The following is a 26,833-nucleotide window of genomic DNA, read 5'->3' as shown; positions in this document are numbered from 1 at the left end:
GAGTTATATTTAATTGATAATATGTTAAAGTCTAAATTTATTATTATTGGCAAAGAAAATAGCATTGACAAAGAATAACTTTCCATTTTCCCAGAACGATCTAAACAAAGGATCGTCTACCATATAGATCATACTACCGTCACCAATTCGAGCTTCGCCAAAAACCAAGGAATTGTCCAATGTTTTTAATGCATCTTCTCCTGCAAATCCCGAAACATTTTCTGGCTTTTCTATATATGAAATGTTGTACCCATCTTGTAGTAATTGATAAGAAGAACTTCCAAGTTTTAGACTAAAATAAGTATCATCATATCCAAAAGCCATAGGATGAGAGGTGTCTACTTTTGTTTTAAAAATACTTCCGGTGATAAAGCCTTTTACACTTTCATTTTCTCTTTGATCATAAGGGATTAGGTTACCAGTAGTTTCCGCCTTCTTGTCTTCAGATGTGTTCTTTTTGAGATCAAATCCATCTTGGTTAGAAAAAGCATCTACTGCACTGGCAATTGCAATCACTTTACCTCCTGATTGTACCCATTTTTTGATTTTAGCAAGGGTGCTTTTATCTAGGTATCCGTTGTAATACCCGTTAGGCATAATCAAGACATCAAATTGCCTCAAATCCACATCTTTAAAGTAATTTGTGTTTATTGAGGTAACCGGAAATTCTAATTGCTGTTCGAAAAAATGCCAAATAGCTCCATAACTCAAAGAAGAAGTGTACTTACCTTTTAATAAAGCAATTCTTTGATTGTTGATTAGTTTCACATCAGGAGATCCAAAATCCACACCTTTATTGGCAAAACTGGTTGATGCTGCGTGCAACTTACGTTGGTGTTTATTGGCAATATCCACAACAATTTGATCATAGTTGACAACCGTTTTATTATCACTTTTGGTAATGATTAAGCTCCCTTTTTTAAATGCGTTGCCATTATTTGAAAAGTCTTTTTCCGTAAATCGTACTTTAATCTTTTTTTGAAGTAAATCAGCCAAAAACTGAGCATCATCTATACTATTCCATTTTGCAATATACCCAGCACCCGATGTATTTGTAGTGTTTGCAGTATTGAGTGGTTTTGAAGTACCATTTGCAGGAACGAATGAAGTAGAAGCCACTGCATTCAAACCATAGGCATGGGGAATACTCCAGGCGGTAATGTCATAAGTAAGAGGGGTACTTAATTTTGCATTAGGCTCAAAAAGAACTTTTACCATAGTGCCTTTAGGCTGATTGGTGCTCACTACCAATGCGCCACTCGCATTGATACTGCTCTGGTTGTTTGTATAGAAATTAAAACCAGATACTTTTGTAGCATTGGTGAAACCATATTTTATTTGGTGTTTGTCCAAAAGTTTGGTAAGTGCTTGAATTTTATCTTGCTCACCAGTTAAGACATAGCTTTTGTACTTGAAATTAGTATTAGCAAAAAACTTTTTGAACTCGGTGTTTAGTTGTTCTGCATTTTTTGACGCCATTTCGATGGTGGATAGACCCGTGGTGGTATGGTGTAACGCCCTATCCTTAAGAGTAAGTACAAACCCTTCATCAGTTTGTATCCCAAGTCCTGCACGACCATGTCCTGCCTGCTCATAGGTCATACCAATTGCCCCCATAAAAGTAGGGTAGGTGTCTCCATAACTCGGATATAACAAATCAAAACGTTCTCTGGTAAAAAATAACCATCCTTCTGCGTCAAAATACTTAGCATTATTCTTACCAATTTGTGTCTGAAAATCTCTTTGCCATGGGGTAATCACTTCGTGAAATGGTTCTGCCGCTGGAGCAAAGTAATACGGTTCGTTGATCCCCTGCTCATGAAAATCTACATGTATATGAGGCAGCCATTGATTGTAAACCTTTAATCGCTGTTGTGTTTCAACTTGTGTAGCCCATGCCCAATCTCTGTTCAGATCAAATAGATAGTGATTAGGTCTTCCTCCTGGCCATCTTTCGTTATGTTCTACAGCTACCTGATTGGTGTTGTATGGGGTTGCTTTTACCTCATTATACCAATTTACATATCGATCACGACCATCGGGATTAATACAAGGGTCGATGATCACTATTGTGTTTTGAAGCCAATCGGTTTTAGTAGTAATCAATTCATAAATGGTCTGCATTGCAGCTTCAGTACTCGACGCTTCATTTCCATGTACATTATAACTCAACCAAACAATAGCTTTTTTTGATGAGGAGACACCTTCAACTATACCGGTGTTTTTTAGATGATCTTTGCGTAAAGTTTCTAGATTATTCAGGTTTTCTTGAGACGATACAATGGCATAGGCTAATGCTCTTCGTTCATTGGTTTTTCCATACGATTGAAAAGTAACCAAATTAGAATTGTCTGCAACATGTCGAAAGTAATTTACAACATCAGCATGACGTGTAAATTGTTCTCCTATCTCGTATCCAAGAAACTCTTTTGGAGATTGTAATTTATTTTGAGAGTAAGTTATTAATGCTGAAACGACAAATAGCGCGAAGAATGTTTTTTTCATTGATGATTTGATAATTAGAAATTGTAAAATACCGAGTTAAATTTAGGATATAATCTGTATTAACTAAAATTTAGGATTTACCATTACAATCTAATGTATATTTAACCTCTCAAAAAAAGTTTTCTATGCCTAGTGAGTGTATTCCGTTTAAAGAAACGAATTACTTTTCAACATTAATTTGTGATTATCTGGATCAAAAACCCGAATTGCAATCGCTGTACCACCGTTTTCCGAAAATTTCAGAATTTGAAGATCAGATCAAAGAAAAACAAGATTCTTTTTCTTCTCAGCATAGAGCGGTGTTGGTAAATGCACTCCAAAGACAATATCAAGGGTATGATTGTTCTGAGGAAACCAAAGAAAACTTGGAATTACTTACAAGATCAACCACATTTACGGTTACGACCGGTCATCAGCTTAATCTTTTTACAGGACCACTGTATTTTTTATATAAGATTGTTTCCGCAATTAATCTTGCTAAAGAATTAAAAGAAAAGTATCAAAACTATGATTTTGTACCCGTGTATTGGATGGCTACAGAAGATCATGATTTTGATGAAATCAATTATTTCAATCTATTTGGTAAAAAAATACAATGGAATCGAAAAGACGGAGGAGCAGTTGGTGTTTTTGATACCAAAGGTTTGGACAAAGTGTTTGAGGTTTTTGCTTCAGAAATAGGGACAAGTATCAATGCCGATTATCTAAAATCACTTTTCAAAAAAGCATATTTAGAGCATGAAACATTGACCCAAGCCACTCGATTTTTAGCGAATGAACTTTTTGCTGCCTATGGATTGGTAATTATCGATGGAAACGATAGTGAACTAAAGCAACTTTTTGTTCCCTATATGGAAAAGGAATTAATCGAAAAGACCGTTTATGAGCAAGTAACTCCTCAAACAGAAACGTTGAAAGAACTAGGGTATAAAGTACAGGTTAATCCTAGAGAAATTAATCTGTTTTATCTCGATAAGAGCATTCGAGAACGTATTGTTGAAGAAGAGGGGGCTTATGTGGTTAATGAGACAGATATCAAATGGACACAGAAAGAACTTTTACAAGAACTTAAGGATTACCCCGAACGATTTAGCCCTAATGTGATGATGCGTCCTTTGTATCAGGAGGTGATTTTACCTAATTTGTGTTATATAGGTGGAGGAGGAGAGTTAGCGTACTGGATGGAATTGAAAAAATATTTTGAAACTGTAGCTATTCCTTTTCCTATGTTGCTGTTGCGTAATTCAGTACTTATTCAGACCGAAAAACAAGCCGCAAAAATTAAAAAACTGGATGTCTCTGATAAAGAACTGTTTTTGAAGCAACATGAGTTGATTAATAGAAAGGTGCGTAGGATATCAAATATCGATATCAATTTTGATCCACAGCGCCAACATCTTAAAGCACAGTTCGAAGAGATGTATGCTTTGGCAAAACAAACCGATGTTACTTTTTTGAATGCTGTAAAAGCTCAGGAAATTAAGCAGCTCAAGGGGTTGGATGTACTAGAAAATAGATTGTTAAAAGCACAAAAACGTAAACTAAGTGATCAAGTTAAACGAGTAACGGTGTTGCAAAATGAGTTGTTCCCTAATCAGAGTTTACAAGAACGAACGGTCAACTTTTCAGAAATGTACCTAGAATACGGAGCCCAATTAATACCTACACTAATAACACATTTACATCCTTTGGATGGAGAATTTACCATTTTGAAATGTTAGATGGTTAATCGTCGATTAAGGAACCAAATATGAGTCCTTCCATTCCCCTTTTTCTTTACGGAATAAGATACGAAGATGGTTAGGGCGTTTAAGTCGTAAATATTCAATTTTACTAGGAATAAGTCGAATAGCAGTAAAAAAGTTGTCTTTATCCAGAAACTCTATGTTTTGTGGATTGTTGATAGCTTCGCCGGGGGCATGTTTTGATCGGTAATCTTTTCGTGATTTTTCTGGAATTTGTTCCCAGATGCTTTTCAGGATTTGGGGATCTTCTACAATTTCGGCTTTTGCTTTTATCGATAATTGAATCAAACGATCCGAATCCAAAAAAAGTAAACTTACAATATCATGTTCTCTGATATGGGTTATTTTTTTAGATCTTTTGTCGGTATAAATCACCATATTGAGATCATTATCTGTCTCCCGTAATACAACGGTTCTTAATCTTGGTGTTCCATTAATACTACATGTGCCGAGGGTAAAATATCGAAAAGGATGACCAACCGTTTTGGAAGCTTCCTGTAGATCTCGTAGTATAGAAGAAAAGATAATTGGTGTCATGGGAGTGCGTCAAGATTCTGTACTATAAAATTAACTAAAATCATAGAACATAAAAAGACATCTTGGTTAAGATGTCTTTATTAAATGAATATTCTATTTTTTATTAGTTGTCACAGGCTCCTTCTATGTCTTTTGAGATGGTTTCAGTTTCGATTAATCGGTTGATGAGGTTGGTTCCTCTTACAGTTACTTCGATATAATCACTTTGCACATCTGTGATCACTCCCGTAAAGCTGTTAAATGCAAATTGCGTGGTTATTTCTTCTCCAGATAATGCTTTGCCGTCTTCTTGATAGTTTCCTTTAATTCTAAAGCGTTGCACATACGGGATTCTTACATTTTCATAGGTTTGATATACATCTGCTACTGTAATAGCAGTTCCCGGGGGTACTTCCTGAGTGCGTTCTGTAGAAATTTCTGTGGTTCTGGTTTCTTCAAAAGAACCGGATCTGGTGCTCGTAGTTGTTCGAGATTTACTGAATGAGTAGCTGCCTGTCACCGAACTTCGTACAGAGCCTCCTGCACCAAAGAATTTTGTAGAAACTTCTGCTTCTATGGTTACCGAAACCGAATACTCTTGTGTAGTGCTTACAGACATCGATTCTTCCCATCCTAGAACTTCTTTGGTTTCTAGCGATTCTGATCGCCCGATAGTTTGTTGTAAGGTTCCACTACTACAATTTCGTAAGGTACTGTTATAGGCTTCCGAGGTTGCCGATGGAGGAAGAATGGGATGCATGAACTTTGATTCAATAGGCTGTATGTCCCAATCAATATCAAATGATAGAATTCTGAAATATGCGGGTTCGGAGTTGGTGTTGCCTGCATTAAGGCGGTCGTTAATCAAAAATAATGGATTGCCCGTAAATGTTGGAGTTATGGTATATAAACCCGCTTCTACTTTTTCAATTCTGAATTTATAATTTGGAGGAGCGCCAGTGTTGTTGCCTCCATTTCGAATTAAATTAGCTTTGCTTTGAATACGAAGTTCAGAATTTGCCGGGACGATATATAAATAATGGATATCGTCCCCATTGTGAACAGCAATAGTAAACACTCCTTCTTCTCCAGGAATTTCAGCAAATCTGTAAGTGGTAAAGGTTTCTGTGTTTTCAGAATTGTAGTCCAAATCATCTAGCTTGCTGGCAACTATTGGCGTGTTAAGTAGGACAGTATTTGGAAAAAAATGGAGTTAGGCGCCCCGTAAATTTCATTAGAGTCCTGGTTTACGATTTGAACATAATGTCTCACGTCCTCTCGAAGATTTACTTTTGCATAACGATCTTCTAAGTTGTCTGCGGGAATATGTTCTTCAGATGGGCTAGAAGTAAATGAGAGTTTTGTAATGGATTTTGTGGCTAGTTCATTCTCATTTTCATCAAGAACACGAACAGAAATAGGAACCCCGTCTTTGAGTTCGGCCTGGGCTTCTTCAGATAAATCTTCGTTTTTTAGCGATAAAGTAGCTAGATTGTTAAACTCATCAAAGGATATCTTTTGGCTGTAATCGCCAGTGGTTGCAGTTACTGTAATATCTGCAAAGGTAGGTCGATATCCTTTTCTGGCAATGTCTCGTGCATTAATGCTGATACCAATTGCTCCAAGATCTGTCTCAAATTCTTCTAAATCTATTCCCGGTAGTTCTTCTACTCCAATGGTTGGAGGTGGTAGTTCGTTTCCATCATCTTTACTGCACCCCAATATTAATAGGGATAACAAGGTAAGTAGTAATACTTTTTTTGTGTGATTTTTCATAATACGTCTATTATTAATTACTGTGTTTTGACATTTATGTGTTTTATGTATGGAAGTCTTTAAACAGATCACCTATACGACATTCCAAAATTGCTTTAGATAAGTGCTATTTAAAAGACCATAAATACCGAAAATGTAAAACCGTGGAAAATACTTGTTTTGTAATGGTTACTACGTGTTAATGGTTTGATAGTTAGTTGGTAAGGTTTTTTTGAGTAGCTTTAATGTTGAAAAATGTTAACTCCTAATAATCACACAAATGGAAAATGCAATCACACAACAAAAAGAAAAAAGTACTGCCACATATTTCAAAGATTGTCGAAATAATTGGTGTAAAGAAGATGTGCTAAAATTAGCGAGACATTTTCATAAATGGGATAAGCTTACCGGACAGCATTATAGAGTGGATCATTTTATTTTGAGTAAAGAAGATATTAAAAGGTTGAATAAGATAAAAGCTAATCAACCCATTGAGAATGTCAAGATTTGTTTAGCGCTACAGGATGATAATGTTGAGGAAGTTACGTTTTGCCCTTTTTTGATGATTAACGACAAAGAAGATCTTGTTTTTGAATTTATACCGATCGTAAAAGTTGGATTGACAGCAGAGTATGTTCCGGAAACTTTTAAGAAAATGATTGGTGATAACTGGAACGAAATAGACATGCACTTGATCGATGATTTGTTTCATTGCAATGATGTCAATGCCAGAGTGAGGGTATTACATTATTCAATAGGAAACGAAGATGAAACAGATCAAAAAATTATGAGATACATAAATGAGATTCTTGGTAATATCACAGGAATCACATTGTATCCAGGAGTGGATATGAACAAGTTTTCTAAAAAAGATATGATTTCTTTTACGCCAACATTAGGATTTAATGCCAAAGGAATTAAAGAAAATCATATGGGACTCAAAGGAGTGATAGAAACAATGTCCGGCCCCGATGAGACATTGGTAGAGTATCTTACACCATGTCCTCCTACCTGTACTTAATACTTGGTATTTCATGATATATGAATTTTAATTGTTGATTAGATGAGTGAACAAATGTTTAAGAACCTAACCCTGGTTGCCTTTGTATTGTTGTTTGTTCCAGCAGTAATATTTTTGGCGAGATCCAAAGTTTTGGCAGCTGTGCAAAAAAAGTTAGCCATCCTGGTTTTGGTGACACTTTTGGTTGAGGTAGTTTCAAGGATATTATGGTATAAAAAAATAAATAACCTACCTATTTATCATTTTTATACGGTCATCGAATTTCTTCTAATTCTCAATATATACAAAGAACCTTTACGTAAAGTGTTTGATGTAAAATACCTTGTCATAATTGGTGTTGGTTTTACCGGGTTTGCGATACTGAACACAATTTTTTTCCAGGATTTGTTTACCTTTAATTCTAATGTAACCACCCTTATGGGATTGCTCGTTGTTGTTTTTGCTTTGAGTTACTTTTATGCTTTACTTAAAGAGGTTAAGTATAGTGCCTTGGAGACGAATCCTATGTTCTGGATCAACTCTGGTTTTTTGATCTATTTTTCTAGCAATTTAATACTGTTTTATATGAATAACAGCTTGTTCAAAGAAGTGTCTGAGGCTAGTTTGATTCTTTGGGGATTGCATGCCATCGTGAATATCGTATTAACCATTTTTTATACCATTGCGCTATGGGTGCGTCCGAAGAAGCTATTACACTGAAGATTATCATCATTGGTATGGGTGTGATTTTTATGTTGTCTTTATCTGTAATAATATTTTTTATTATTTATCAAAGACGTTTGCTTGCGCAGCAGAAGAAACATCAAAAAATCGAGTCAGATTATCAAAAAGAACTACTAGAGACTGCCATCCTAAGCCAGGAAGAAGAACGGAGTAGAGTAGCCAAAGAGCTTCATGATGAAGTTGGAGCCATGCTCACTACAACAAAGTTGTATTTTGGGCAGATCACACCGTCCTTGCCTGCAAAAGAGTTAGAGGAGATCACCAATAAGATGGCGGCTTTTTTGGATGATATGATTCAAAGTGTTCGAGGGATTTCTCAGGATTTGCGACCAGTAATTTTAGAAAAACTTGGGTTGATCGAGGCTTTACAGAGTTTGGTACAAACCATTAATGATACAGGGAAAATTCGTATAGATTTCAAAGATAATACCAGTAAAATAGTACCTAAACCAAAAGAGCTTAATTTATATAGAATTGTTCAAGAATTGATTAATAATACCCTAAAACATGCAAAAGCCAAGAACATTGGTATAGAAATCAAACACGAAAATGACGCTCTGGTTCTATTGTATCAGGATGATGGTGTTGGTTTGAATCATAAAGGCCTTTCAAATAAAAAAGGGTTGGGCCTTAAGAATATAGAAAGTCGACTTTCGGTTTTGTCAGGTACCATGAATTTTTTGAAACCCAAAAATGGAATGGCAATTAGAATAGTATGTTAGTGTATTTTGAAATTTAACACCACCGTAAAAATGGCAACAATAAAACTTGGTTTGATAGATGATCATAACCTTTTTCGAGAAGGGATAAAATCATTGTTGAATAAAATCTCAGACATTCAGTTGGTATTGGAAGCTGTGAGTGGTAAAGATCTTCTTGAGCAACTGGATCACATAGTTCCTAATGTGATTCTACTAGATCTGGAAATGGAAGAAATGAATGGTGTGGATACCACAATAGCGTTGAAGAAGACATTTCCAGACATAAAGATAATTATCCTCACCATGCATAAAGAAGAACGTATGACTTCTTATCTCATGGAAATAGGAGCCAATGGGTATCTTTTAAAAGATACGAACCAAAAAGAATTAGAAGAAGCAATTCGATCGGTATATGAGAAAGGAGTTTATTTTAATTCCTTTGTGTCTCAAGCATTGCTGAAAGGACTTAAGAATAAGGCTAATAAACCACCTGCCATAGGGAAAAATTACCAACTCACATCCAGGGAGTTAGAAGTGCTGGAATTGATTACCAAAGAATACACTACTACCGAAATTGCGGAGCAATTGTTTTTAAGTACTCGTACCGTAGAAGGGCATAGAAAAAACCTAATCAGCAAACTTGGGGTGAAGAATACTGCGGGTTTGATAATGAAAGCAATAAAAGATAAAATTATTTCTGTTTAACGTTGTGAATAGTGTAGCCAAGATCTAAAATATTTGTAGCTTTTCTAAAATTACTAGTTGGACATAAAATTATACCGATTAGGATTTCAAGGTTATCAATTTAATTTTATTTTTGCCTATGCAAAACAACAAGGTACTTATTCTGGACTTCGGTTCACAGGTTACACAACTTATTGGGCGTCGTGTGAGAGAGCTCAATATCTACTCAGAAATACATCCATATAACAAACCTCCAAAAGATATTGACGCATATAGCGCAGTGATATTATCCGGGAGTCCTCTTTCTGTTAGAGGAGACGATGTTGCACATCCTGATCTTTCCGAAATAAAAGGTAAAAAACCATTACTTGGTATTTGTTATGGTGCGCAATACCTCGCTCATTTTGGGGGCGGACAAGTAGCCGCTTCGAATACTCGTGAATACGGTCGAGCAAATTTATCGTATATCAATGGAAATGAACTATTTGAAAATATTTCCGAAGGTTCACAGGTTTGGATGAGCCACAGTGATACCATCAAAGAATTACCAACAAATAGTGTGCTTTTGGCAAGTACCCATGATGTGAAGAATGCCGCATTCAAAATAAACGAAGAAGATACTTATGCAATTCAGTTTCATCCAGAAGTGTATCATTCTAAAGATGGAACACAGTTATTAAAGAACTTTTTGGTAGATATTGCTGGTGTAGCTCAGGATTGGACTCCAGATTCATTTGTAGATGAAACGGTAAGTAAGTTAAAAGAACAGCTGGGTAATGATAAAGTAGTATTAGGACTTTCTGGAGGGGTAGATTCTTCAGTAGCTGCAATGCTACTGCATAAGGCTATAGGAAAAAACCTGTATTGCATTTTTGTGAACAATGGATTACTTCGTAAAAATGAATTTACAGATGTATTGGCGCAGTATAAAGGAATGGGACTTAACGTAAAAGGAGTAGATGCTTCGGCACGCTTTTTGGAAGCCCTAGCTGGTGAAAAAGATCCTGAGAAAAAACGCAAAGCTATTGGGCGCGTATTTATAGAAGTTTTTGATGATGAAGCTCATGCTATTGAAGATGTAAAATGGTTGGCACAAGGAACAATATATCCAGATGTAATAGAGAGTGTTTCTGTCTCTGGAGGCCCTAGTGCGACGATCAAAAGTCATCACAATGTAGGAGGATTGCCAGATTATATGAAGCTAAAAATAGTAGAGCCTTTAAAGATGTTATTCAAAGATGAGGTAAGACGAGTAGGAGCTTCTATGGGAATGAATAAGGAACTATTAGGGAGACATCCTTTTCCTGGTCCGGGACTTGCAATTAGAATTTTAGGGGATATTACTAGTGAGAAAGTTCGTATTTTGCAGGAAGTTGATGCTATTTTTATAAATGGTCTTAAAGAAAACGGACTATACGATAAAGTATGGCAAGCAGGAGCGATATTGCTACCTGTACAGAGTGTTGGAGTTATGGGAGACGAAAGAACCTATGAAAACTGTGTGGCACTAAGAGCGGTAGAAAGTACGGATGGAATGACGGCAGACTGGGTAAATCTACCTTATAAGTTTTTACAAAAAACTTCGAATGCAATAATAAACCGGGTAAAAGGCGTTAATAGAGTAGTCTATGACATCAGTTCGAAACCGCCTGCTACGATCGAGTGGGAATAAGAACGATACTATAATACTCCGGTTTTTTGAAATTGGGAAACAAAAGATAAGTTTAGATGAAAAAGTATTTATTGATTTTTTTACTGTTTTTTGTAGCGTTTTCGTATGCGCAGCAATATAAGAGTCATACTGTTGTAAAAGGAGAAAATGTATACAGAATAGCAAAGCAGTATAATACTACTCCAGAAGCCATTTACAAGATCAATCCTACAGCCAAAGATGGTATTCAGGAAGGAGAGATTTTGGCTATCCCAATTACAGATGATCAAGAATACAAAACTCATGTGGTCGAGCAAGGGGATACAGTGTATAGCCTGTCTAAGAAATATGAAATTACCGTCGAAACTATCTACTTACTCAATCCCGAAGCCGTAAATGGTATTAATGTTGGTCAAATTCTTAATGTAGGAAAAGCTGAAAAGAAAGAGGAAACAAGCATTGAAAATACCGAAGGCAATAAACAAGAGATTTTGGATGGTCTAAAGGCAGAAGATCCAGAAAATAGAAAGGTGGTTCGTTACATTACACATAAGGTAAAAAGAAAGGAAACCTTATATGGAATTGCAAAAAAATACGATATCACTGTAGAAGACATTAAAAAATTCAATAAACGATTGTATTCTGAACAAATTAAGAAGAAAGACAAATTAAGAATACCGGTTTATGAGAAAAAACAAGTTCAGGAGACCGTTATTGATAGTGTTGATTCTCGATTATCCAGAACGACAAAATATGTTATAAAGCCTAAGGAAACCAAATTTGGTATTGCTAGACGACATGGGATTACCATGAGCGAATTAGAGCAGATGAACCCAAATATGGATCCTAATTTTCCAATTGGGATGGAGATTACAGTTCCAACAACCATTTTTGTTTCTCTAAAAGATTCTTTGCAACCAGGATTCCAATTATATGAAATACCTCCAAAAGAGACGATGTTTAATTTGGTAAGAAGGTTGGATATTTCGGCAGATTCTCTGTTGAAAATGAATCCTTATATCAAAGATGGTTTAAAAGCAGGAATGGTAATTACAATTCCAGAGCAAAAACCGTTAGATACCTTAAGTGTAGATGTAATAAGAGGAGAACGATATATAGATTTGAGCAGTAAACTGTACAATTTTAAACCTAAGAAAATTGCAGTGATGCTTCCGTTTAGTGTAGATACCTTGGATCTGAATGCCAGGCAAGAAATAGAAGAGCAATTAAAGAATAAACAAAGCTTACGGATTTCTTTAGATCTATACAGTGGTGTCTTGATGGCAATTGATTCTGCAAAGACTAGAGGAATTACTACAGAATTAAATGTATATGATACGCATAAGAATAACAATGGTGCACATATCAAAAGAATTTTACAGGAAAACAATTTTGACGATACCGATGTAGTTATTGGTCCTTTGTATCAATCTAATCTTGAAGTAGTAGCTGCAGAGCTAAAAAAGTACAATACTCCAGTGTTTTCTCCTGCTTCAAGAAGAGAATCAAGTTTGTATGACAATTTCTTCCAGACCAGACCTTCTAATGAAATGTTACAGGAAAAAATAATTTCTTTCGTAGAAAAAGATACTACCGATAAAAATATCATTCTTATTGTGCAACAAGGTAAAAAATACGAAGAAATTAAGGAAAAATTAATAGCTAAATTCCCTGGTGCTAAGGTTGCAAAAATAGAAGAAGGGAATTATTTATATGCTGTTCGTTTGGATGCAGTGTTGGATAAAAATAAACCGAATTGGGTTTTTCTAGAGTCTAGCGATGTGGCTATGCTGAGTAATGTTATCCCTCAACTATACGCTAAAGCTGAAAGTCATAAAATTACCCTATTTACAAGTGATAAAAACACGTCTTTTGATGATGATAATATTAAGAACGAACACTTGTCAAAACTGCATATGCATTACCCTTCTGTGGATAAAGAGTTTGATGATGAAGATGAGGAAGAAGGTGAAAATAGTACTAAAAAGGTATCTGATTTTGAAAAGAAATATAAAGAGCGATATGGTGTGTTTCCCAACAATTGGGCCGTACGTGGGTTTGATATAGCTTATGATGTTCTTATGAGATTAGGTACAGCAGATGATGTCTATCATGCTGTTTCTTTTGAGGGAACTACCGAATATGTAGAGAATAAGTTTAACTACGCAAAAAAGCCTTTAGGAGGATATTATAATAAAGCAACTTACCTTATAAAATTTGAAGATGACTTGAAGCTCAAAGTGGTAGAATAAAGCCATCTTCAGAATAGTTACTTGTAATAATCAGAAAAATTTTATTTGATTCTTAATAAAATTTAAAATTTCCCTGTAAAAAAAATGTATTTTTTTATATATTTGATACTGTTAAGGTTATCTTAGAAAGATCATTCGGATTATTTTAAGGTTCTTGGCACTATAATTGATTGTAAGGAATACAATTGGAATTTTATCCAAATTAGATTTCAGAGCCGCAGTATTATTGGGATACGAAGCTTTTTGGAATTTACAAAAAGACTGTTTTATACATAGCAAGCAATATTTGCCCCATATTGTCTCTTCAGCAGTATAAAACGGAAAGTATAACTTTGGTTGGGCATAATTGTTACAATTATGATGAAAAACTTTATTGTTATTTTATTTTTACTTTTTGCCGGTAACAATAATGGCTATGTGGGGAAATTCTCGTACACGGAAAGAAGCGAGCTGGCTTGGTCTGATTTTAGAGGCAGACCCCATTCCACAAGTCACTTTGATGCAAGTGTGAATACAGGCATAACCTATCAATGGTCTTACGGGAAAGATAAAGGAGATATAGAATTAGATTACCAGGTAGATAGTTTTTGTTACCCTTCTCTATCATGGGTTAAAAGAGGTCAAATGTCAGATTATCTATTGTCTCATGAGCAATTGCACTTCGATATATCAGAGCTTCATGCTAGAATCATGAGAAAGAGATTGAAAGAGTACGATGCAGGCGGCAATATACGTAGAGATTTGAATAAAATGTATAAGCTTGTGGAGCGCATGAGAATTAATATGCAGGAACGATATGATGAAGAGACCGAACATTCCAAAAATAAGGAGGCACAAGCAAAGTGGCAGAAAAAAGTAGAAACCTTAATGTGGTTTTATCGCGAGTACGAATAACATTCCATCTTAATTTTAGCCTACACTTACCGATACTTGAATTCACAACTTCAAAAAGACTTTCTGATAGCCTTAGCTAATGCTAAAATGCCTTTTGGCAAATATAAAGATAGATATCTCATCGACCTTCCGGAGTATTACATTGTTTGGTATAAGAATAAAGGATTTCCAAAGGGAAAACTCGGGCAACAAATGCAAACGGTTTACGAACTCAAAGTAAACGGTTTAGAATATTTGGTACGAAATATTAGAAATATGTAATATCACATGTTTACAAATTGAAATCCCGCCAATTCCTGATTTCTTAGATCTATTTCTGTTTCGTTGAGCAGAATACCATGCTCTACAAAAGCCTTCAGGTTTGCTAGCCAAAATGTCCATCCATTACTACAACCGTGATGTATGTTGAGCTTGCTCTCTTCGTCCAGAGGGATGTTAAACTGTTTCAGAGTCACTAATGTGATACCTTCTCTTTCCTCTAATTCAACAGAAACCTTCGAAGACTCAAAAGAAATCTCTATGTAATTCCTGTCATTTGCTTCCAAAACTTTTCCGCTTTCAGAACCATCCCAATTGTGCCATTGCCAGGTATAGGTGTCTCCTTTTTGAATGAGTTCGGTTGGATTTCGTATTTTTCCATCAGGGTTTTGATAAGTAGCCTTTCTTAAAAACCATGAAGTAATCCCTTCTTCGGTAGCCCATAAGTGATATAGTGTTCTGCTAGTAGTTTTGATATAGATCTTTTTGATAAATGAGTTCCATTCTAGTTTTTGCATGATAACTTGTGTTTTGAATACGAATAAAGATAAATAAAAAGTGTGTTAAAATGGATTGATGTTGTTGTTAAAGCATTGTTTTTTAGGAGGCTGTGGTTGTAATTCGTTAAAATATTCCCAGCGAATATTTAGTTTAAAAATGAATTCTGTAAGTTTATTGAAGAAACACAAACTATAACTCATCTTTGAATATGAGAATGCAGTACTTATTTTTTTGGATTATTCTTCTTTTTACAGGAGTTTCTTCATTTGCCCAAGACCTTCAGGAGGGCCCTTTTTCTCAACTAATTATAAGAGGAGCGACTTTAATCAATGGAAATGGATCTCCCCCTCGAGGGCCAGTAGATATTGTTATTGAAAAAAATATCATTAAGGATATTGTAGTTGTTGGATACCCTGGAGTTGCTATTGATGGAGCAAAACGGCCAAAATTAAAAGTTGGAGGTAGAGAGTTACAGGCCGAGGGAATGTATGTGCTTCCTGGTTTTGTAGACATGCATGGTCATATTGGAGGTGAAGCACAAGGAGCAGATTGGGATTATGTTTTTAAGTTATGGATGGGGCATGGTATAACTACAGTTAGAGAACCTAGTGGTCGAGGGGTGGATTGGACCATGAAACTGAAACGCCAAAGTGAGAAGAACGAAATCGTTGCACCAAGAATTTTTGCTTATACAGGTTTTGGGCAGGGTAGTAACAGTCCTATTAGTACTCCTGAAATGGCAAGACAATGGGTGAGAGAAAATGCTAAGAAAGGAGCTGATGGAGTCAAGTTTTTTGGAGCAGCACCAGAAATTATGAAAGCTGCCTTGGATGAAAATAAAAAGTTGGGACTACGTTCTGCATGTCATCATGCACAAACGGATGTAGCAAGATGGAATGTGTTGCATTCTGCCCGAGCCGGTTTGACAAGTATGGAGCATTGGTATGGCTTGCCTGAAGCTCTTTTTAATGATAAAACAATACAGCATTATCCTTTGGATTATAATTATCAGAATGAACAAGATCGATTTGAAGAGGCTGGTAAATTGTGGAAGCAGGCAGCAGAGCCGTATTCTGACCATTGGAATCAAGTGATGAACGAACTTATCGATTTGGATTTTACGCTGGATCCTACTTTAAATATTTATGAGGCTAGTAGAGATTTGCAAAGGGCACGCAGAGCGGAGTGGCATGAAGAATATACTTTGCCTTCATTATGGAGATTCTACCAACCCAGTAAAATTTCTCATGGCTCGTATTGGCACGATTGGGGAACAGAACAGGAAGTGGCGTGGAAAGAAAATTACCGTTTGTGGATGACCTTTATTAATGAATATAAAAATAGAGGAGGTAGAGTAACAGTTGGGTCTGATTCAGGATTTATATTTCAGCTGTATGGCTTTGCATATGTAAGAGAGTTAGAATTGTTACGAGAAGCAGGATTTCATCCTTTAGAAGTCATTAGAGCGGCTACACTGAGTGGAGCAGAGGCTTTGGGTTTTGATGATAAAATCGGTTCGGTGGAAGTTGGAAAATATGCGGACTTTGTTGTGGTAGAAGAAAATCCTTTGAAAAACTTTAAGGTGTTATATGGTACCGGGGCGATTCGACTCAATGAAGCAAATGAAGTGGTGCGCGTGGGCGGAGTAAAGTATACAATTAAAGATGGTATTGTTTACAATGCGAAAGCGTTATTGGGAGATGTGAAAAAAATGGTAAAAGCGGCCAAAGAAAAGGAAGGTTTTACGATTCGTCAACCAGGGATTAAAGAATAAAAAAATGCGTCTTTTCAAAGACGCATTTTATATATTGATATTATTGCTTATTGATTATGCAGATTCGGTAACTTCCGAAAACAAATCTACATCCACTTGATTCTTTGTAAGATCCTCAAAAGTTTCTCTTTTACGAATTAAATGAGCTTCGCCATTATACCATAAAACTTCTGCTGGTCGATAACGAGAATTGTAATTGCTAGCCATAGAAAAACAGTAAGCGCCTGCGTTTTTAAACGCAATGATATCACCTTCGGTGATCTCAGAAATTCTTCTGTTGGTAGCAAAGGTATCTGTCTCGCAGATGTATCCTACAACCGAATAAAAACGTTCTCTTCCATCAGGGTTAGAAACATTAACGATCTCGTGATGAGAATTGTAAAACATCGGTCGGATTAAATGATTAAATCCACTATCGATCCCTGCAAAAACTGTTGAGGTCGTTTGTTTTACAACATTCACTTTGGCCAAAAAGTAACCTGCTTCACTTACTAAGAATTTTCCTGGTTCAAAACCAAGCGTCAACTCTTTTCCATATTCCTTGCAAAAAGTATTGAAACGTTTTGTTAGTTTTTCTCCAAACTCTTCGATATTGGTTTCTATATCCCCTTCTTTATAAGGTACTTTAAATCCACTACCGAAATCAATAAAATCTAAGTCTTTGAAATTACTTGCGGTTTCAAACAGAATTTCGCTAGCATACAAGAATACCTCTACATCCAAAATATCGCTACCCGTATGCATATGGATACCATTGATAGTCATATTGGTGTTTTCTACGATTCTTAAGATATGTGGTATTTGATGAATCGAAATCCCAAATTTACTATCGATATGTCCTACCGAAATTTTGCTGTTTCCTCCTGCAAGTACATGAGGATTAATTCGGATACACACTGGAGTGTTAGGATGCTTTGATCCAAATTGCTCAAGAATAGAAAGATTGTCGATATTGATTTGTACGCCTAACGCAGATACTTCTTCAATTTCTTGTAAAGAAACGCCATTTGGTGTAAAAATAATATCTTCTGGTTTTACTCCTGCTTTCAATCCTAATTGTACCTCCTGTATAGAAACAGTATCTAGTCCTGCACCCAAAGAATTTATTAGCTTTAGAATAGCAATATTAGAAAGGGCTTTTACGGCATAGTTCAATTTTACCCGTTTGACCTTCTTAAAGGCATTAGAAAGGCGGTTGTACTGTGCGATAATTTTTTCGGAGTCATACACATAAACTGGACTCCCGTGCTCTTTGGCTACTGCTAATAAATGTTCATTTGTCATTGCGTCACAATTTAAGCCTACGAAATTATCAATAAAAAAATATAAATCGATAGGGGATTGCAAAAAAATCTATTGCTTAAGTAGATTTTAAGATTTTTAACGGCTGTTTAAGCAGGATAACGAGGAGTAATTAGTAATTTTAATAAAAAAAACATGTTGCCTCTTTTTCCTTTACAATTAGTAGTTTACCCTGGAGAACGACTACCTCTGCATATTTTTGAAAAAAGATATCAGCAATTAATTTCAGATTGCGAAGATGAAGGTATCACTTTTGGAGTTCCGACGTTTATCGATAAAAAATTGGAATACGGGACAGAGGTAAAATTGCAAAAAGTTGCAAAAAGGTATCCAAATGGAGAAACAGATGTTGTTTGTATTGGGCAACGAATTTTTCGTATCAAAGAATTTTATCATGAGTATCCTGGTAAATTGTATGCTGGAGGCGAAGTAGAATTTCTTGACGATAACAGTGGTAGTGCCGAAGAACTTCAGGAAGAATTACTTAAAAATATAGCGATCCTTTATGTAGAGCTTACTATTGATAACCCTCCGGTTTTTGATATTCCTTTTGTAAGTTATCAGGTAGCCCACAAGGTAGGTTTGGCTTTGCATCAGGAATACCACATGCTTACACTACGTAGTGAACTGGAGCGATTAAATTATTTGATAGGTCATCTCAAAATTACCATACCCGTTGTGAGAGAGATGAATAGGGCTAAAGAGGTGATCAAAATGAATGGCCATTTTAAGAATTTTGATCCCCTGGATTTTGATGATTTTAAGATGTGATTTTTTCTCTTTTTTTACTCTAAAAAAGATTGGCACAGTATCTCCACTTTTCCTATTTTTGAAACTCCTTAAAAAAGGTAATTTTTACAGCTCTTAATACACTATTAAGATCTGTTGATAAACGTAATAAATAAGAACAAATGAACTTACACGAATATCAGGGTAAAGAGATATTAAGCAGTTTTGGAGTACGTATCCAAAGAGGAATTGTGGCTCAAAATGCAAACGAAGCAGTTGCTGCAGCAAAACAACTAACTGCCGAAACCGGTACTGGATGGCATGTTATTAAAGCTCAAGTTCATGCAGGTGGACGAGGAAAAGGTGGAGGAGTAAAGCTTGCTAAAAATTTGAAGGAAGTTGAAGAGATTGCAGAGCAAATCATAGGAATGAATTTGATTACTCCACAAACTTCTGCAGAAGGTAAAAAAGTACATCAAGTACTAGTAGCAGAAGATGTGTATTACCCTGGTGATAGCGAACCAGACGAGTTCTATATGTCAGTATTGCTGAATCGTACTACAGGGCGTAATATGATTATGTACTCTACAGAAGGAGGTATGGATATCGAAACTGTTGCCGAAGAGACACCACATTTAATTTTTACTGAAGAGATTGATCCTTCTGTTGGAATTTTACCTTTCCAGGCAAGACGTGTTGCTTTTAACCTTGGTTTAAGTGGAGGAGCATTTAAGGAAATGGTGAAGTTTGTAATGGCTTTATATACTGCTTATGTGAAATCTGATGCTTCTTTATTCGAAATCAATCCTGTTTTGAAGACTAGTGATGATAAGATCATGGCGGTTGATGCAAAGGTGACTTTGGATGATAATGCATTGTATAGACATAAGAATTATGTTGACATGAGGGATATTCGTGAAGAAAATCCTATCGAGGTTGAAGCTAAAGAAGTAGGATTAAACTATGTAGACCTAGACGGAAATGTAGGTTGTATGGTGAATGGTGCTGGTTTAGCAATGGCTACTATGGATTTGATCAAGCAAGCTGGAGGAGAACCTGCAAACTTCTTGGATGTAGGAGGTACAGCTGATGCAAAACGTGTAGAAACAGCTTTCAGAATAATCTTGAAAGATCCAAATGTAAAAGCAATATTGATTAATATTTTTGGTGGTATCGTAAGATGTGACCGTGTTGCTCAAGGGGTAGTAGATGCCTATAAAAATATGGGAGATGCGATCAATGTTCCAATCATTGTAAGATTACAAGGAACAAATGCAGACATAGCAAAAGAATTGATTGATAACAGTGGTCTTGATGTGCAAAGTGCTGTACAGTTCCAGGAAGCTGCGGACAAAGTGCAGGAAGTTTTGGCATAATAATATAGCATCACTTTCTAAAGATATAAAGCGGCTTATTAGCCGCTTTTTTTATAACCTAAACAATATGAAACAAAATATCAAAACAATAGTAGAAAGCTTAAACATGGCGCCGCATCCTGAAGGTGGTTTTTATAAAGAAACGTATAGGAGTGCTCGCACTATACCCCGAGGTGTATTAGGGGATGAGTTTACCGGAGATAGAAATTATTGTACTGGAATTTATTTCTTGTTGACTTCTCAAAATTTTTCCGCTTTCCATAGGATCAAACAGGACGAAATGTGGCATTTTTATACAGGTTCTTCTCTATATGTGCATGTTATAGATCCTGATGGAAATTATCATCGGCAAACCTTGGGGATAAATTTTGATAATGGAGAATTACCGCAATATGTTGTTCCTGCAGGTTCTTGGTTTGCTTCCAGTGTTAAGGATGAAGATGGTTTTTCCTTGGTTGGATGTACGGTTGCTCCAGGTTTTGATTTCGATGATTTTGAACTGGCAAATAGAAAATCTTTAATCGAAACATTTCCTGATCATAAAGAGTTGATTAACCAGTATACGAGGATATAGGTTATTTACCGATGATATAGTTGATGCTTACTGTTGCTAATTCAGAATTTGGGAATTTAGAAAAATACTTTTCATCACTTTTCAACTGTACTTCGTCGATCACCTTAAGAAACGATTCAATTTCAAGAATATACTGATCAGAAAAACCATGTGTAGCATCATAAGCAGTTGCCGCTGTTTTCCCTAGGTTTTTTGCTGTTAAACTTACTGCTATGGTATGTAGTTCGATAACAATTAAACCAAATTTTTCAATGTAGGGCTTCCATTTTGAGAAATGATCTTTTAAGTTGCGTTCTACATCATTGTTATGAAGTCTTTTGCCTCTGTAAGCAAATGCTCCGGTAGAAAGACTTGGAGCATCTAATTTTGAGGAAGGAGTGTCCCAGATACGGTTGTGATCCAGAAAAGTTCTAACAGATAGTAAATCCTTTAACTCAATGTTGTAATTTTCTTTTAAATCCTTTTGTAATAAGTCCGGGTCACTAATATCTCCCCAGATTACCTTGGCCCAAATATCAGCCTGTATGAGATTTGCTCTGGTCACTTTTAAGGCTGCTTTATTAAAATCGGCGCCTACTAAAAATAAAGGGTAGTCATCAAGATGTTTTCCGCGTAGCGTCTTCGATTCGATAACTTCAAATAAGTGGATCAAAAATGCGCCATTTCCGCACCCCATGTCCAAAATCCCTTTGGGCTGCTCATCCAACGGCTTGTTGAATAAACTAATGATGATTTCGTCAATTTTTTTGAAATAAGTAGCATGTGCACCTCCACTTCCCCAAACATTCATTTCACGATCAACATGGGTTTCATTTTCGCTTTGTGTGCGCCATAGTACATTGGGATCTCCAAACAATAGGTGGTCTATTTGGCGAAACATGGGGATGTAAGAAACAGTAACGCCATATGCCGAAGCTCTCTTTGCAAAGAAGAGCCCTTTCTCGGTAAACGTATAGTTTTCATTAGATTTGCTAAACCATCCTAAATAGGATAGGAAAGTAAGGATGGTATCAAAACTATCCGGAAAACGATGGTACTCGTCTGCACTAAAGGATGCTTCCATGAAATATTTGTGAAACATTCCGCCCATACCCAAGTGCACGGTAGTTGGGCCCACTAGGACGCCTTCAATATGCTTTAAAATTTGATCTTGTATTTGGGTTACCTGCTCATCAAAATTTTTGGCAAGATCAAAACGATTTTTGTATTTGTCAAATAGCTTTTCAAGTTTGTGAAAAGGCTTCAGCTCAAATTTACGTGGATGAAATTGACCTGAATATTCTAATAATTCAACAATCTCCTTATAGGTAGAAAACATAGAAAAAGCAATTTGTGATTTCTCGTTTGTGGAAATCGTCACATCATTGTTATCTACATCGTAAGTTAACCAATCTTGTGCTCCTAATATACGTAAAGCCACATTCAAATACCCTTCGTTTGCTTTAAGGGCTATTGCCATTTGTGAGATTGTAGTCTTTTCGTGTTCCAATAGATAATCAGTTACCTTATTTTTCAGTAACGAATATGCAATAGGTACAACTGCAATACCGTCTAGGTGACGAAATAACTCTTCTCTATATTGTTGTTTTTGGGCGGTTGTAAGCATATATTTTGATTGATTCTTTAAACTTTTTGTTATAGGGATTTCTTTCTCTAGTGAATCCAATAGTTGTAGTTTATTGCTAATCCTTTTGATTGTTATCGGTATTCTTTTTTTCGGGCATAGGGCCTCTTAGGTGAATGATTAATCCATTCAAAAAATTGCGAAGAATCTGGTCTCCACATGCTTTGTATTTTGGATGATTTTCATTTCTAAAAAAAGCTCCAAGTTCACTTTTGCTGACCTTAAAATCTACTAAAGCACATATTTTTACGATGTCGTCATCCCGTAGTTTATGTGCAACTCTGAGTTTTTTGAATATATCATTATTAGTAAGAGGCATAGTTTTGAAGAATGTTATGTTTGTTATGTCAATGTTGTAAATATAATTTGAAATTTAGTAATTTCGACAAAAAGTAAACGGTTAATGCATAACAAAGAAGAAAAGTTAAGTCTGCTTTCTGAAATGATTCAGTTTGCAAAGGCAGATAAAGATTTCAAAGAACAGGAGTACCATTTTATTCTAGCGGTTGCTAGTCAGCTAGGAATAAGTAAAGAAGAAATTGATGAATTGAGTAACAATGCTGTAGAGAAAAAGAATTTACATCCCGAATCTCAGCGGATTCTTCAGTTCCATAGATTAGTATTATTGATGAATATCGATCAGGAAGCGTCTCCTACAGAAATACATCAGATAAAAGAAATTGGATTGCATATGGGGTTACGGCCAGAGGCTATAGATACTGTGCTCGAACGCATGCATGATTACCCTAATAAAGTAATTCCTCCACAGGAATTGATTTCTATTTTTAGTCGTTTTTATAATTAAAAAATATATTCATTATGAGAAACATATTCTTGTTAGCACTGCTACTAGTGCCTTTTTTTTCAATAGCTCAACAACAGGATGGAAGTTATATTTTGACAAAGGGGAGAAAAAATTAAAATTGTGCCTGGCGAAAAAATAGTAGTTAATGAGTTTGGTGAAATTTCATATACGACTAAGTTAAAGTATAAAAAAATTGATGGAGATTCTGCAAAGTTCGGTGGAAAATCAAAAGATATAAAACTCAAAAAAGTGGATAAGGTGATTGATGGTGATAGGTTATATATTCCTTTTCAGAAAAAAGATGGCAAGAAATTGAGAATGTGTAGAATAATAGCAAAAACAGATGGGTATATCTTGGGCCACTATGACATTAAGGAAACTAGGGGTCATGTTGATGGTTCAGGAACTTATGGATTAAATAGAGAACGATTCGTAATTCTTGATCACGAGTATAATGTTTTGGAGGATTATAAGATTTATTCTGGGAAAAAATCTGAAAAGAAGAATGCCGAAGGCTTTGCGAGTATTAAAAGTAAATTTGGAAACTGCCTAAACAGAGAAGATTATTACGATATAGTTCCAATCAAGTTCATACCGATGAAGTTTGGAAGAATGAAAATAGAAAAAGGAGAGTCTCGAGAGTTTCTGTATAATGTAAACCAGTTGGACTGCAAAGGTTAATTTTTCCATTCGCAATAAGCAAAACCTATTACCTGTGTAATAGGTTTTTTTATGTCGATAATTCAGTAAAATTGTCATTTTGTCACCATTTATTGATGCAATCAAGACAAAATGACACTAAAATTCAATTGGAACTCAAATTGCTATGTATAAAGTGAATTTGAAATTAAGATTAACCTTAAAAAATACAATACGATGAGTTTAATAAAAAGAACAGACAGATTACCGTTTATTTTCGAAGATTTTTTTAATACAGATTGGTTTGGAGGAACAAACGTGAGCAAAATTGGATTCAATACTCCAGCGGTAAACGTTAAAGAATCAGATAATGATTTTTCTGTAGAGCTAGCAGCTCCTGGACTTGTAAAAGATGATTTTAATATTGAGTTAGACAACGATGTATTACACATATCTGCAGAGACAAAATCTGAAAAAGAGACCAAGGAAAATGGAAAATATACACGTAAGGAGTTTGGATATAGTACTTTTAAAAGGTCCTTCAATCTTCCAGATACTATCGATGGATCTAGAATTGAAGCTGCTTACGAAAATGGAGTGCTCCTAGTTACGCTCCCTAAAAAAGAAGAAGCAAAAGTACAACCCAAAAGGTTGATTGAGATTTCATAAGTTGATTTGAGATTTTATTTAGTTGATTAATGTTAGTTAAAAAGCGCTCTTTTAAGAGCGCTTTTTGTTTTTTAAAATATATGTTTTAGGAAAAAGTACAAAGCATTTCTGTAGATCATTTATAAATCCAACCAGTTTTTGAAATTGGAGGTACGTTCGCGAGAAACGATAATTTTTTCTTCATTTTGTGGTTTCAGTTTGAGTAATAATCGACTATTAAAATAACTGTGTATTTCTACCACTGCGGCTACGGCTACCATAAATTTCCGATTAATCCGGAAAAATTGTACAGGATCTAGTATCTCCTCAAGTTGATCGATAGAATATTCGATAGGATAATGTTGACCGCTATGTGTGTATAAAAAGATCATCCCGTCATGAGATTTGAAATAAGCGATTTGCTCTACCCCAAAAGTGTTGAATTGGTTCCCAACCTTAATCATGAACCTTTTTTTATACTCCTTATTGAATATTTTTTTGATACGCTCCAGTTGTACATCATCAATTTTTGGAGCGGTATGAGAATGGTTTTTTCGGTATTTATCCAGTGCATTCTTCAAATCTTTCTTGTCGATGGGTTTTAATAAATAATCTAACCCATTGTATTTAAATCCTCGGATGGCATATTCATTATAGGCCGTAGTGAAAATTACCGGAGGGTGGTCTTCAAGAAAATCCAGAATATCAAATCCGTAGCCATCATTCAATTGAATGTCTAGAAAGATAAGATCAGGCAAAGCATTAGATTCAAACCACAAACGACCACTTTCTACCGAAGTGATTTTCTCTAGGATTTCTATTTCAGGCGCCAACTCTGCGATTAAAGTCGCCAAACGCCTGGATGCAATATTTTCATCTTCAATGATTATAGCGGTCATATTATGATACTTTAATGATAGGGACTTCTTTCATATGCTTTGATAAGATAGGTAGTGTAACTTTGAAATACCCGTTATCCGTTGTGATATCCACTTTTTGATTCGTATAAAATGAATATCTCTTCTTTATATTCTTTAATCCCAGCTTGGTAGATTCTTCCTTGTGATGTCTTATATGTATGTTGTTTTGTATAACGATACTTGTTTTATCAATCGAAAAAATATGTATTTCTAATGGTTTTTCCTTGGAAAAGGAATTGTGCTTCAAGGCATTTTCGACCAACATTTGCAATGATAAGGTGGGGATAACAAATTCTTTAGGATTTACAGTTACATTGGTAGTAATAACCAACGCTCCTTCGTGTCTTACATTCATCATAAAAATAAACGAATCCAGAAAGCTTAGTTCTTTTTCAAGGCTGACCAAATCTTCTTCTCGATTATCTAATATGTAACGATAGCAAGAAGCCAATCTGGAAACAAAGTCTGAAGCTAAATCCCGATCTTCATACATTAAGGAGGTCAATGTATTTAAACTATTAAACAAAAAGTGCGGACTGATCTGATTTTTCAGAGATCTATACTTGGAAGTAACAACTTCTTTTTTGAGTTTATTCATTTGGTTTTCTAGCTCTTTCTTTTGCTTTAAAGCAAAGTAGAACATATTAAAAAGTATGGCAGCAAAACCCAGAACAACAGCTCTGAAAAAATCAATCCTGAATCGTAACCAGGGATTGTCTACATCGATCTTACAAAGTTGATTAAATTCAAATATAGCCAGATAATACATTAACGCTGCAATGGGAAGCATAATCATAAGATTTAGCGATAGAATCTTTACCCCATTAAACATGTCCAATCCTCTTTGAGATTCTTTTTTTAGGTTTCTTCGTATTAACCAATCGTTAGTTTCCCAGGATAACATTAATAGAAAGAAAGCACTGAAATAATAAAATATCCCCGTAGCATCAAATAGAGTATTGTCATCATCATCGTGATTGATGGTCAGTTTGACCAAAAAATAGATCATATTGACAATCAAAAAGCGGACTAGAAATTTTTTAGTGTATTCTTTCGTGATCATTCTTTACCTCTTAGTATGTATAAAGATACGTAACCCGTGAACAACAATAATCCATTTTAAAGTTCAATTGTTGAATTAGCAGTTGAATTGTATAAATCTCTATTTGATCCGGAACAAGCTTGATGAACAAACAATTTTCCTGTTTAGAGTAAAATGTTACGTTTCAAAAATAA

The 26,833-nt window shown here is 35.4% G+C and carries 26 protein-coding genes; 16 read left to right on the top strand and 10 right to left on the bottom strand.

Going from position 1 to position 26,833, the window contains the following annotated elements; genetic code table 11:
* Positions 1 to 24: 24 nt before the first annotated feature.
* A complete protein-coding gene (locus tag AC0L3Q_RS17315; RefSeq protein WP_473281376.1) occupies positions 25 to 2,505 on the bottom strand; it encodes a M14 family metallopeptidase in 2,481 nt (826 codons plus the stop codon).
* A 125-nt stretch (positions 2,506 to 2,630) separates the two neighbouring features.
* Here AC0L3Q_RS17315 and bshC point away from each other — a divergent pair, with 125 nt between their 5' ends.
* Positions 2,631 to 4,226, top strand: coding sequence for a bacillithiol biosynthesis cysteine-adding enzyme BshC (bshC, locus tag AC0L3Q_RS17310; RefSeq protein ID WP_473281373.1), 1,596 nt, complete (start codon positions 2,631 to 2,633; stop codon positions 4,224 to 4,226).
* 15 nt (positions 4,227 to 4,241) lie between these two features.
* On the opposite strand, the gene AC0L3Q_RS17305 is transcribed toward bshC, so the two are convergent.
* The 3 genes from AC0L3Q_RS17305 to AC0L3Q_RS17295 all read right to left on the bottom strand — a co-directional run bounded on the left by AC0L3Q_RS17305 (position 4,242) and on the right by AC0L3Q_RS17295 (position 6,542).
* Positions 4,242 to 4,787, bottom strand: coding sequence for a pyridoxamine 5'-phosphate oxidase family protein (locus AC0L3Q_RS17305; protein WP_473281371.1), 546 nt, complete (start codon positions 4,785 to 4,787; stop codon positions 4,242 to 4,244).
* Positions 4,788 to 4,890: 103 nt separating this feature from the next.
* Complete coding sequence (locus tag AC0L3Q_RS17300) at positions 4,891 to 5,916, bottom strand: ETX/MTX2 family pore-forming toxin (RefSeq protein WP_473281369.1); 1,026 nt, start codon at positions 5,914 to 5,916, stop codon at positions 4,891 to 4,893.
* Positions 5,917 to 5,936: 20 nt separating this feature from the next.
* On the bottom strand, positions 5,937 to 6,542 hold the full coding sequence (locus tag AC0L3Q_RS17295; RefSeq protein ID WP_473281367.1) for a hypothetical protein: 606 nt from the start codon (positions 6,540 to 6,542) through the stop codon (positions 5,937 to 5,939).
* Positions 6,543 to 6,801: 259 nt separating this feature from the next.
* On the opposite strand from AC0L3Q_RS17295, the gene AC0L3Q_RS17290 reads away from it, so the two are divergent.
* The 8 genes from AC0L3Q_RS17290 to AC0L3Q_RS17255 all read left to right on the top strand — a co-directional run bounded on the left by AC0L3Q_RS17290 (position 6,802) and on the right by AC0L3Q_RS17255 (position 14,708).
* On the top strand, positions 6,802 to 7,542 hold the full coding sequence (locus AC0L3Q_RS17290; RefSeq protein ID WP_473281365.1) for a hypothetical protein: 741 nt from the start codon (positions 6,802 to 6,804) through the stop codon (positions 7,540 to 7,542).
* A 42-nt stretch (positions 7,543 to 7,584) separates the two neighbouring features.
* Positions 7,585 to 8,241 carry a hypothetical protein gene (locus AC0L3Q_RS17285; RefSeq protein ID WP_473281363.1) on the top strand — a complete coding sequence of 219 codons (657 nt, stop codon included), beginning with the start codon at positions 7,585 to 7,587 and terminating at the stop codon, positions 8,239 to 8,241.
* Positions 8,211 to 8,987: a sensor histidine kinase gene (locus tag AC0L3Q_RS17280; RefSeq protein ID WP_473281361.1), complete on the top strand. Its 777-nt coding sequence runs from the start codon at positions 8,211 to 8,213 to the stop codon at positions 8,985 to 8,987. The genes AC0L3Q_RS17285 and AC0L3Q_RS17280 overlap by 31 nt, the downstream gene beginning before the upstream one ends.
* A 30-nt stretch (positions 8,988 to 9,017) precedes the next feature.
* Complete coding sequence (locus AC0L3Q_RS17275; protein ID WP_473281359.1) at positions 9,018 to 9,671, top strand: response regulator; 654 nt, start codon at positions 9,018 to 9,020, stop codon at positions 9,669 to 9,671.
* 118 nt (positions 9,672 to 9,789) lie between these two features.
* Positions 9,790 to 11,322 (top strand): glutamine-hydrolyzing GMP synthase, encoded by a 1,533-nt coding sequence (gene guaA, locus AC0L3Q_RS17270; protein ID WP_473281356.1) that lies wholly within the window; start codon positions 9,790 to 9,792, stop codon positions 11,320 to 11,322.
* A gap of 56 nt (positions 11,323 to 11,378) precedes the next feature.
* Positions 11,379 to 13,553, top strand: coding sequence for a PBP1 and LysM peptidoglycan-binding domain-containing protein (locus AC0L3Q_RS17265; protein ID WP_473281354.1), 2,175 nt, complete (start codon positions 11,379 to 11,381; stop codon positions 13,551 to 13,553).
* A 507-nt stretch (positions 13,554 to 14,060) separates the two neighbouring features.
* Positions 14,061 to 14,447, top strand: coding sequence for a DUF922 domain-containing protein (locus tag AC0L3Q_RS17260; protein WP_473281351.1), 387 nt, complete (start codon positions 14,061 to 14,063; stop codon positions 14,445 to 14,447).
* Between the two features lie 36 nt (positions 14,448 to 14,483).
* A complete protein-coding gene (locus tag AC0L3Q_RS17255; RefSeq protein WP_073320473.1) occupies positions 14,484 to 14,708 on the top strand; it encodes a DUF3820 family protein in 225 nt (74 codons plus the stop codon).
* Positions 14,709 to 14,710: 2 nt separating this feature from the next.
* Here AC0L3Q_RS17255 and AC0L3Q_RS17250 read toward each other — a convergent pair whose 3' ends face one another.
* Positions 14,711 to 15,223, bottom strand: coding sequence for an SRPBCC family protein (locus tag AC0L3Q_RS17250; RefSeq protein ID WP_473281348.1), 513 nt, complete (start codon positions 15,221 to 15,223; stop codon positions 14,711 to 14,713).
* Between the two features lie 197 nt (positions 15,224 to 15,420).
* Between AC0L3Q_RS17250 and AC0L3Q_RS17245 the strand changes: the two genes are divergently transcribed.
* Entirely contained in the window at positions 15,421 to 16,980 is a 1,560-nt protein-coding gene (locus AC0L3Q_RS17245; protein ID WP_473281346.1) for an amidohydrolase family protein, read from the top strand.
* A gap of 54 nt (positions 16,981 to 17,034) precedes the next feature.
* Here the strand turns inward: AC0L3Q_RS17245 and lysA are convergent, their stop codons facing one another.
* Positions 17,035 to 18,264 carry a diaminopimelate decarboxylase gene (lysA, locus tag AC0L3Q_RS17240; RefSeq protein ID WP_473281344.1) on the bottom strand — a complete coding sequence of 410 codons (1,230 nt, stop codon included), beginning with the start codon at positions 18,262 to 18,264 and terminating at the stop codon, positions 17,035 to 17,037.
* A gap of 153 nt (positions 18,265 to 18,417) precedes the next feature.
* Between lysA and AC0L3Q_RS17235 the strand changes: the two genes are divergently transcribed.
* From AC0L3Q_RS17235 to AC0L3Q_RS17225, 3 genes are all read left to right on the top strand, one after another.
* Positions 18,418 to 19,053: an LON peptidase substrate-binding domain-containing protein gene (locus AC0L3Q_RS17235; RefSeq protein WP_473281342.1), complete on the top strand. Its 636-nt coding sequence runs from the start codon at positions 18,418 to 18,420 to the stop codon at positions 19,051 to 19,053.
* Between the two features lie 140 nt (positions 19,054 to 19,193).
* Positions 19,194 to 20,387, top strand: coding sequence for an ADP-forming succinate--CoA ligase subunit beta (gene sucC / locus AC0L3Q_RS17230; RefSeq protein WP_473281340.1), 1,194 nt, complete (start codon positions 19,194 to 19,196; stop codon positions 20,385 to 20,387).
* 67 nt (positions 20,388 to 20,454) lie between these two features.
* Positions 20,455 to 20,961 (top strand): cupin domain-containing protein, encoded by a 507-nt coding sequence (locus AC0L3Q_RS17225; protein ID WP_473281338.1) that lies wholly within the window; start codon positions 20,455 to 20,457, stop codon positions 20,959 to 20,961.
* A gap of 1 nt (position 20,962) precedes the next feature.
* Here AC0L3Q_RS17225 and AC0L3Q_RS17220 read toward each other — a convergent pair whose 3' ends face one another.
* Entirely contained in the window at positions 20,963 to 22,567 is a 1,605-nt protein-coding gene (locus AC0L3Q_RS17220; protein WP_473281337.1) for a class I SAM-dependent methyltransferase, read from the bottom strand.
* A 76-nt stretch (positions 22,568 to 22,643) separates the two neighbouring features.
* Positions 22,644 to 22,904, bottom strand: a complete 261-nt coding sequence (locus AC0L3Q_RS17215; protein ID WP_473281335.1) for a DUF1456 family protein — start codon at positions 22,902 to 22,904, stop codon at positions 22,644 to 22,646.
* 84 nt (positions 22,905 to 22,988) lie between these two features.
* Here AC0L3Q_RS17215 and AC0L3Q_RS17210 point away from each other — a divergent pair, with 84 nt between their 5' ends.
* From AC0L3Q_RS17210 to AC0L3Q_RS17200, 3 genes are all read left to right on the top strand, one after another.
* The gene (locus tag AC0L3Q_RS17210; RefSeq protein ID WP_473281333.1) at positions 22,989 to 23,390 is read left to right on the top strand and encodes a TerB family tellurite resistance protein; all 402 of its coding nucleotides are present in this window, start codon (positions 22,989 to 22,991) and stop codon (positions 23,388 to 23,390) included.
* Positions 23,391 to 23,510: 120 nt separating this feature from the next.
* Complete coding sequence (locus AC0L3Q_RS17205; protein WP_473281331.1) at positions 23,511 to 24,071, top strand: hypothetical protein; 561 nt, start codon at positions 23,511 to 23,513, stop codon at positions 24,069 to 24,071.
* 195 nt (positions 24,072 to 24,266) lie between these two features.
* The gene (locus tag AC0L3Q_RS17200; RefSeq protein ID WP_473281329.1) at positions 24,267 to 24,698 is read left to right on the top strand and encodes an Hsp20/alpha crystallin family protein; all 432 of its coding nucleotides are present in this window, start codon (positions 24,267 to 24,269) and stop codon (positions 24,696 to 24,698) included.
* Positions 24,699 to 24,817: 119 nt separating this feature from the next.
* Here AC0L3Q_RS17200 and AC0L3Q_RS17195 read toward each other — a convergent pair whose 3' ends face one another.
* Positions 24,818 to 25,576, bottom strand: a complete 759-nt coding sequence (locus tag AC0L3Q_RS17195; protein ID WP_473281327.1) for a LytR/AlgR family response regulator transcription factor — start codon at positions 25,574 to 25,576, stop codon at positions 24,818 to 24,820.
* Between the two features lies 1 nt (position 25,577).
* Positions 25,578 to 26,660 (bottom strand): sensor histidine kinase, encoded by a 1,083-nt coding sequence (locus AC0L3Q_RS17190; RefSeq protein ID WP_473281325.1) that lies wholly within the window; start codon positions 26,658 to 26,660, stop codon positions 25,578 to 25,580.
* Between the last annotated feature and the right edge of the window lie 173 nt (positions 26,661 to 26,833).

The sequence above is a fragment of the Aquimarina sp. KJ22-3 genome, from assembly GCF_055808215.1.
This window is presented reverse-complemented; position numbering and strand designations above follow the sequence as displayed.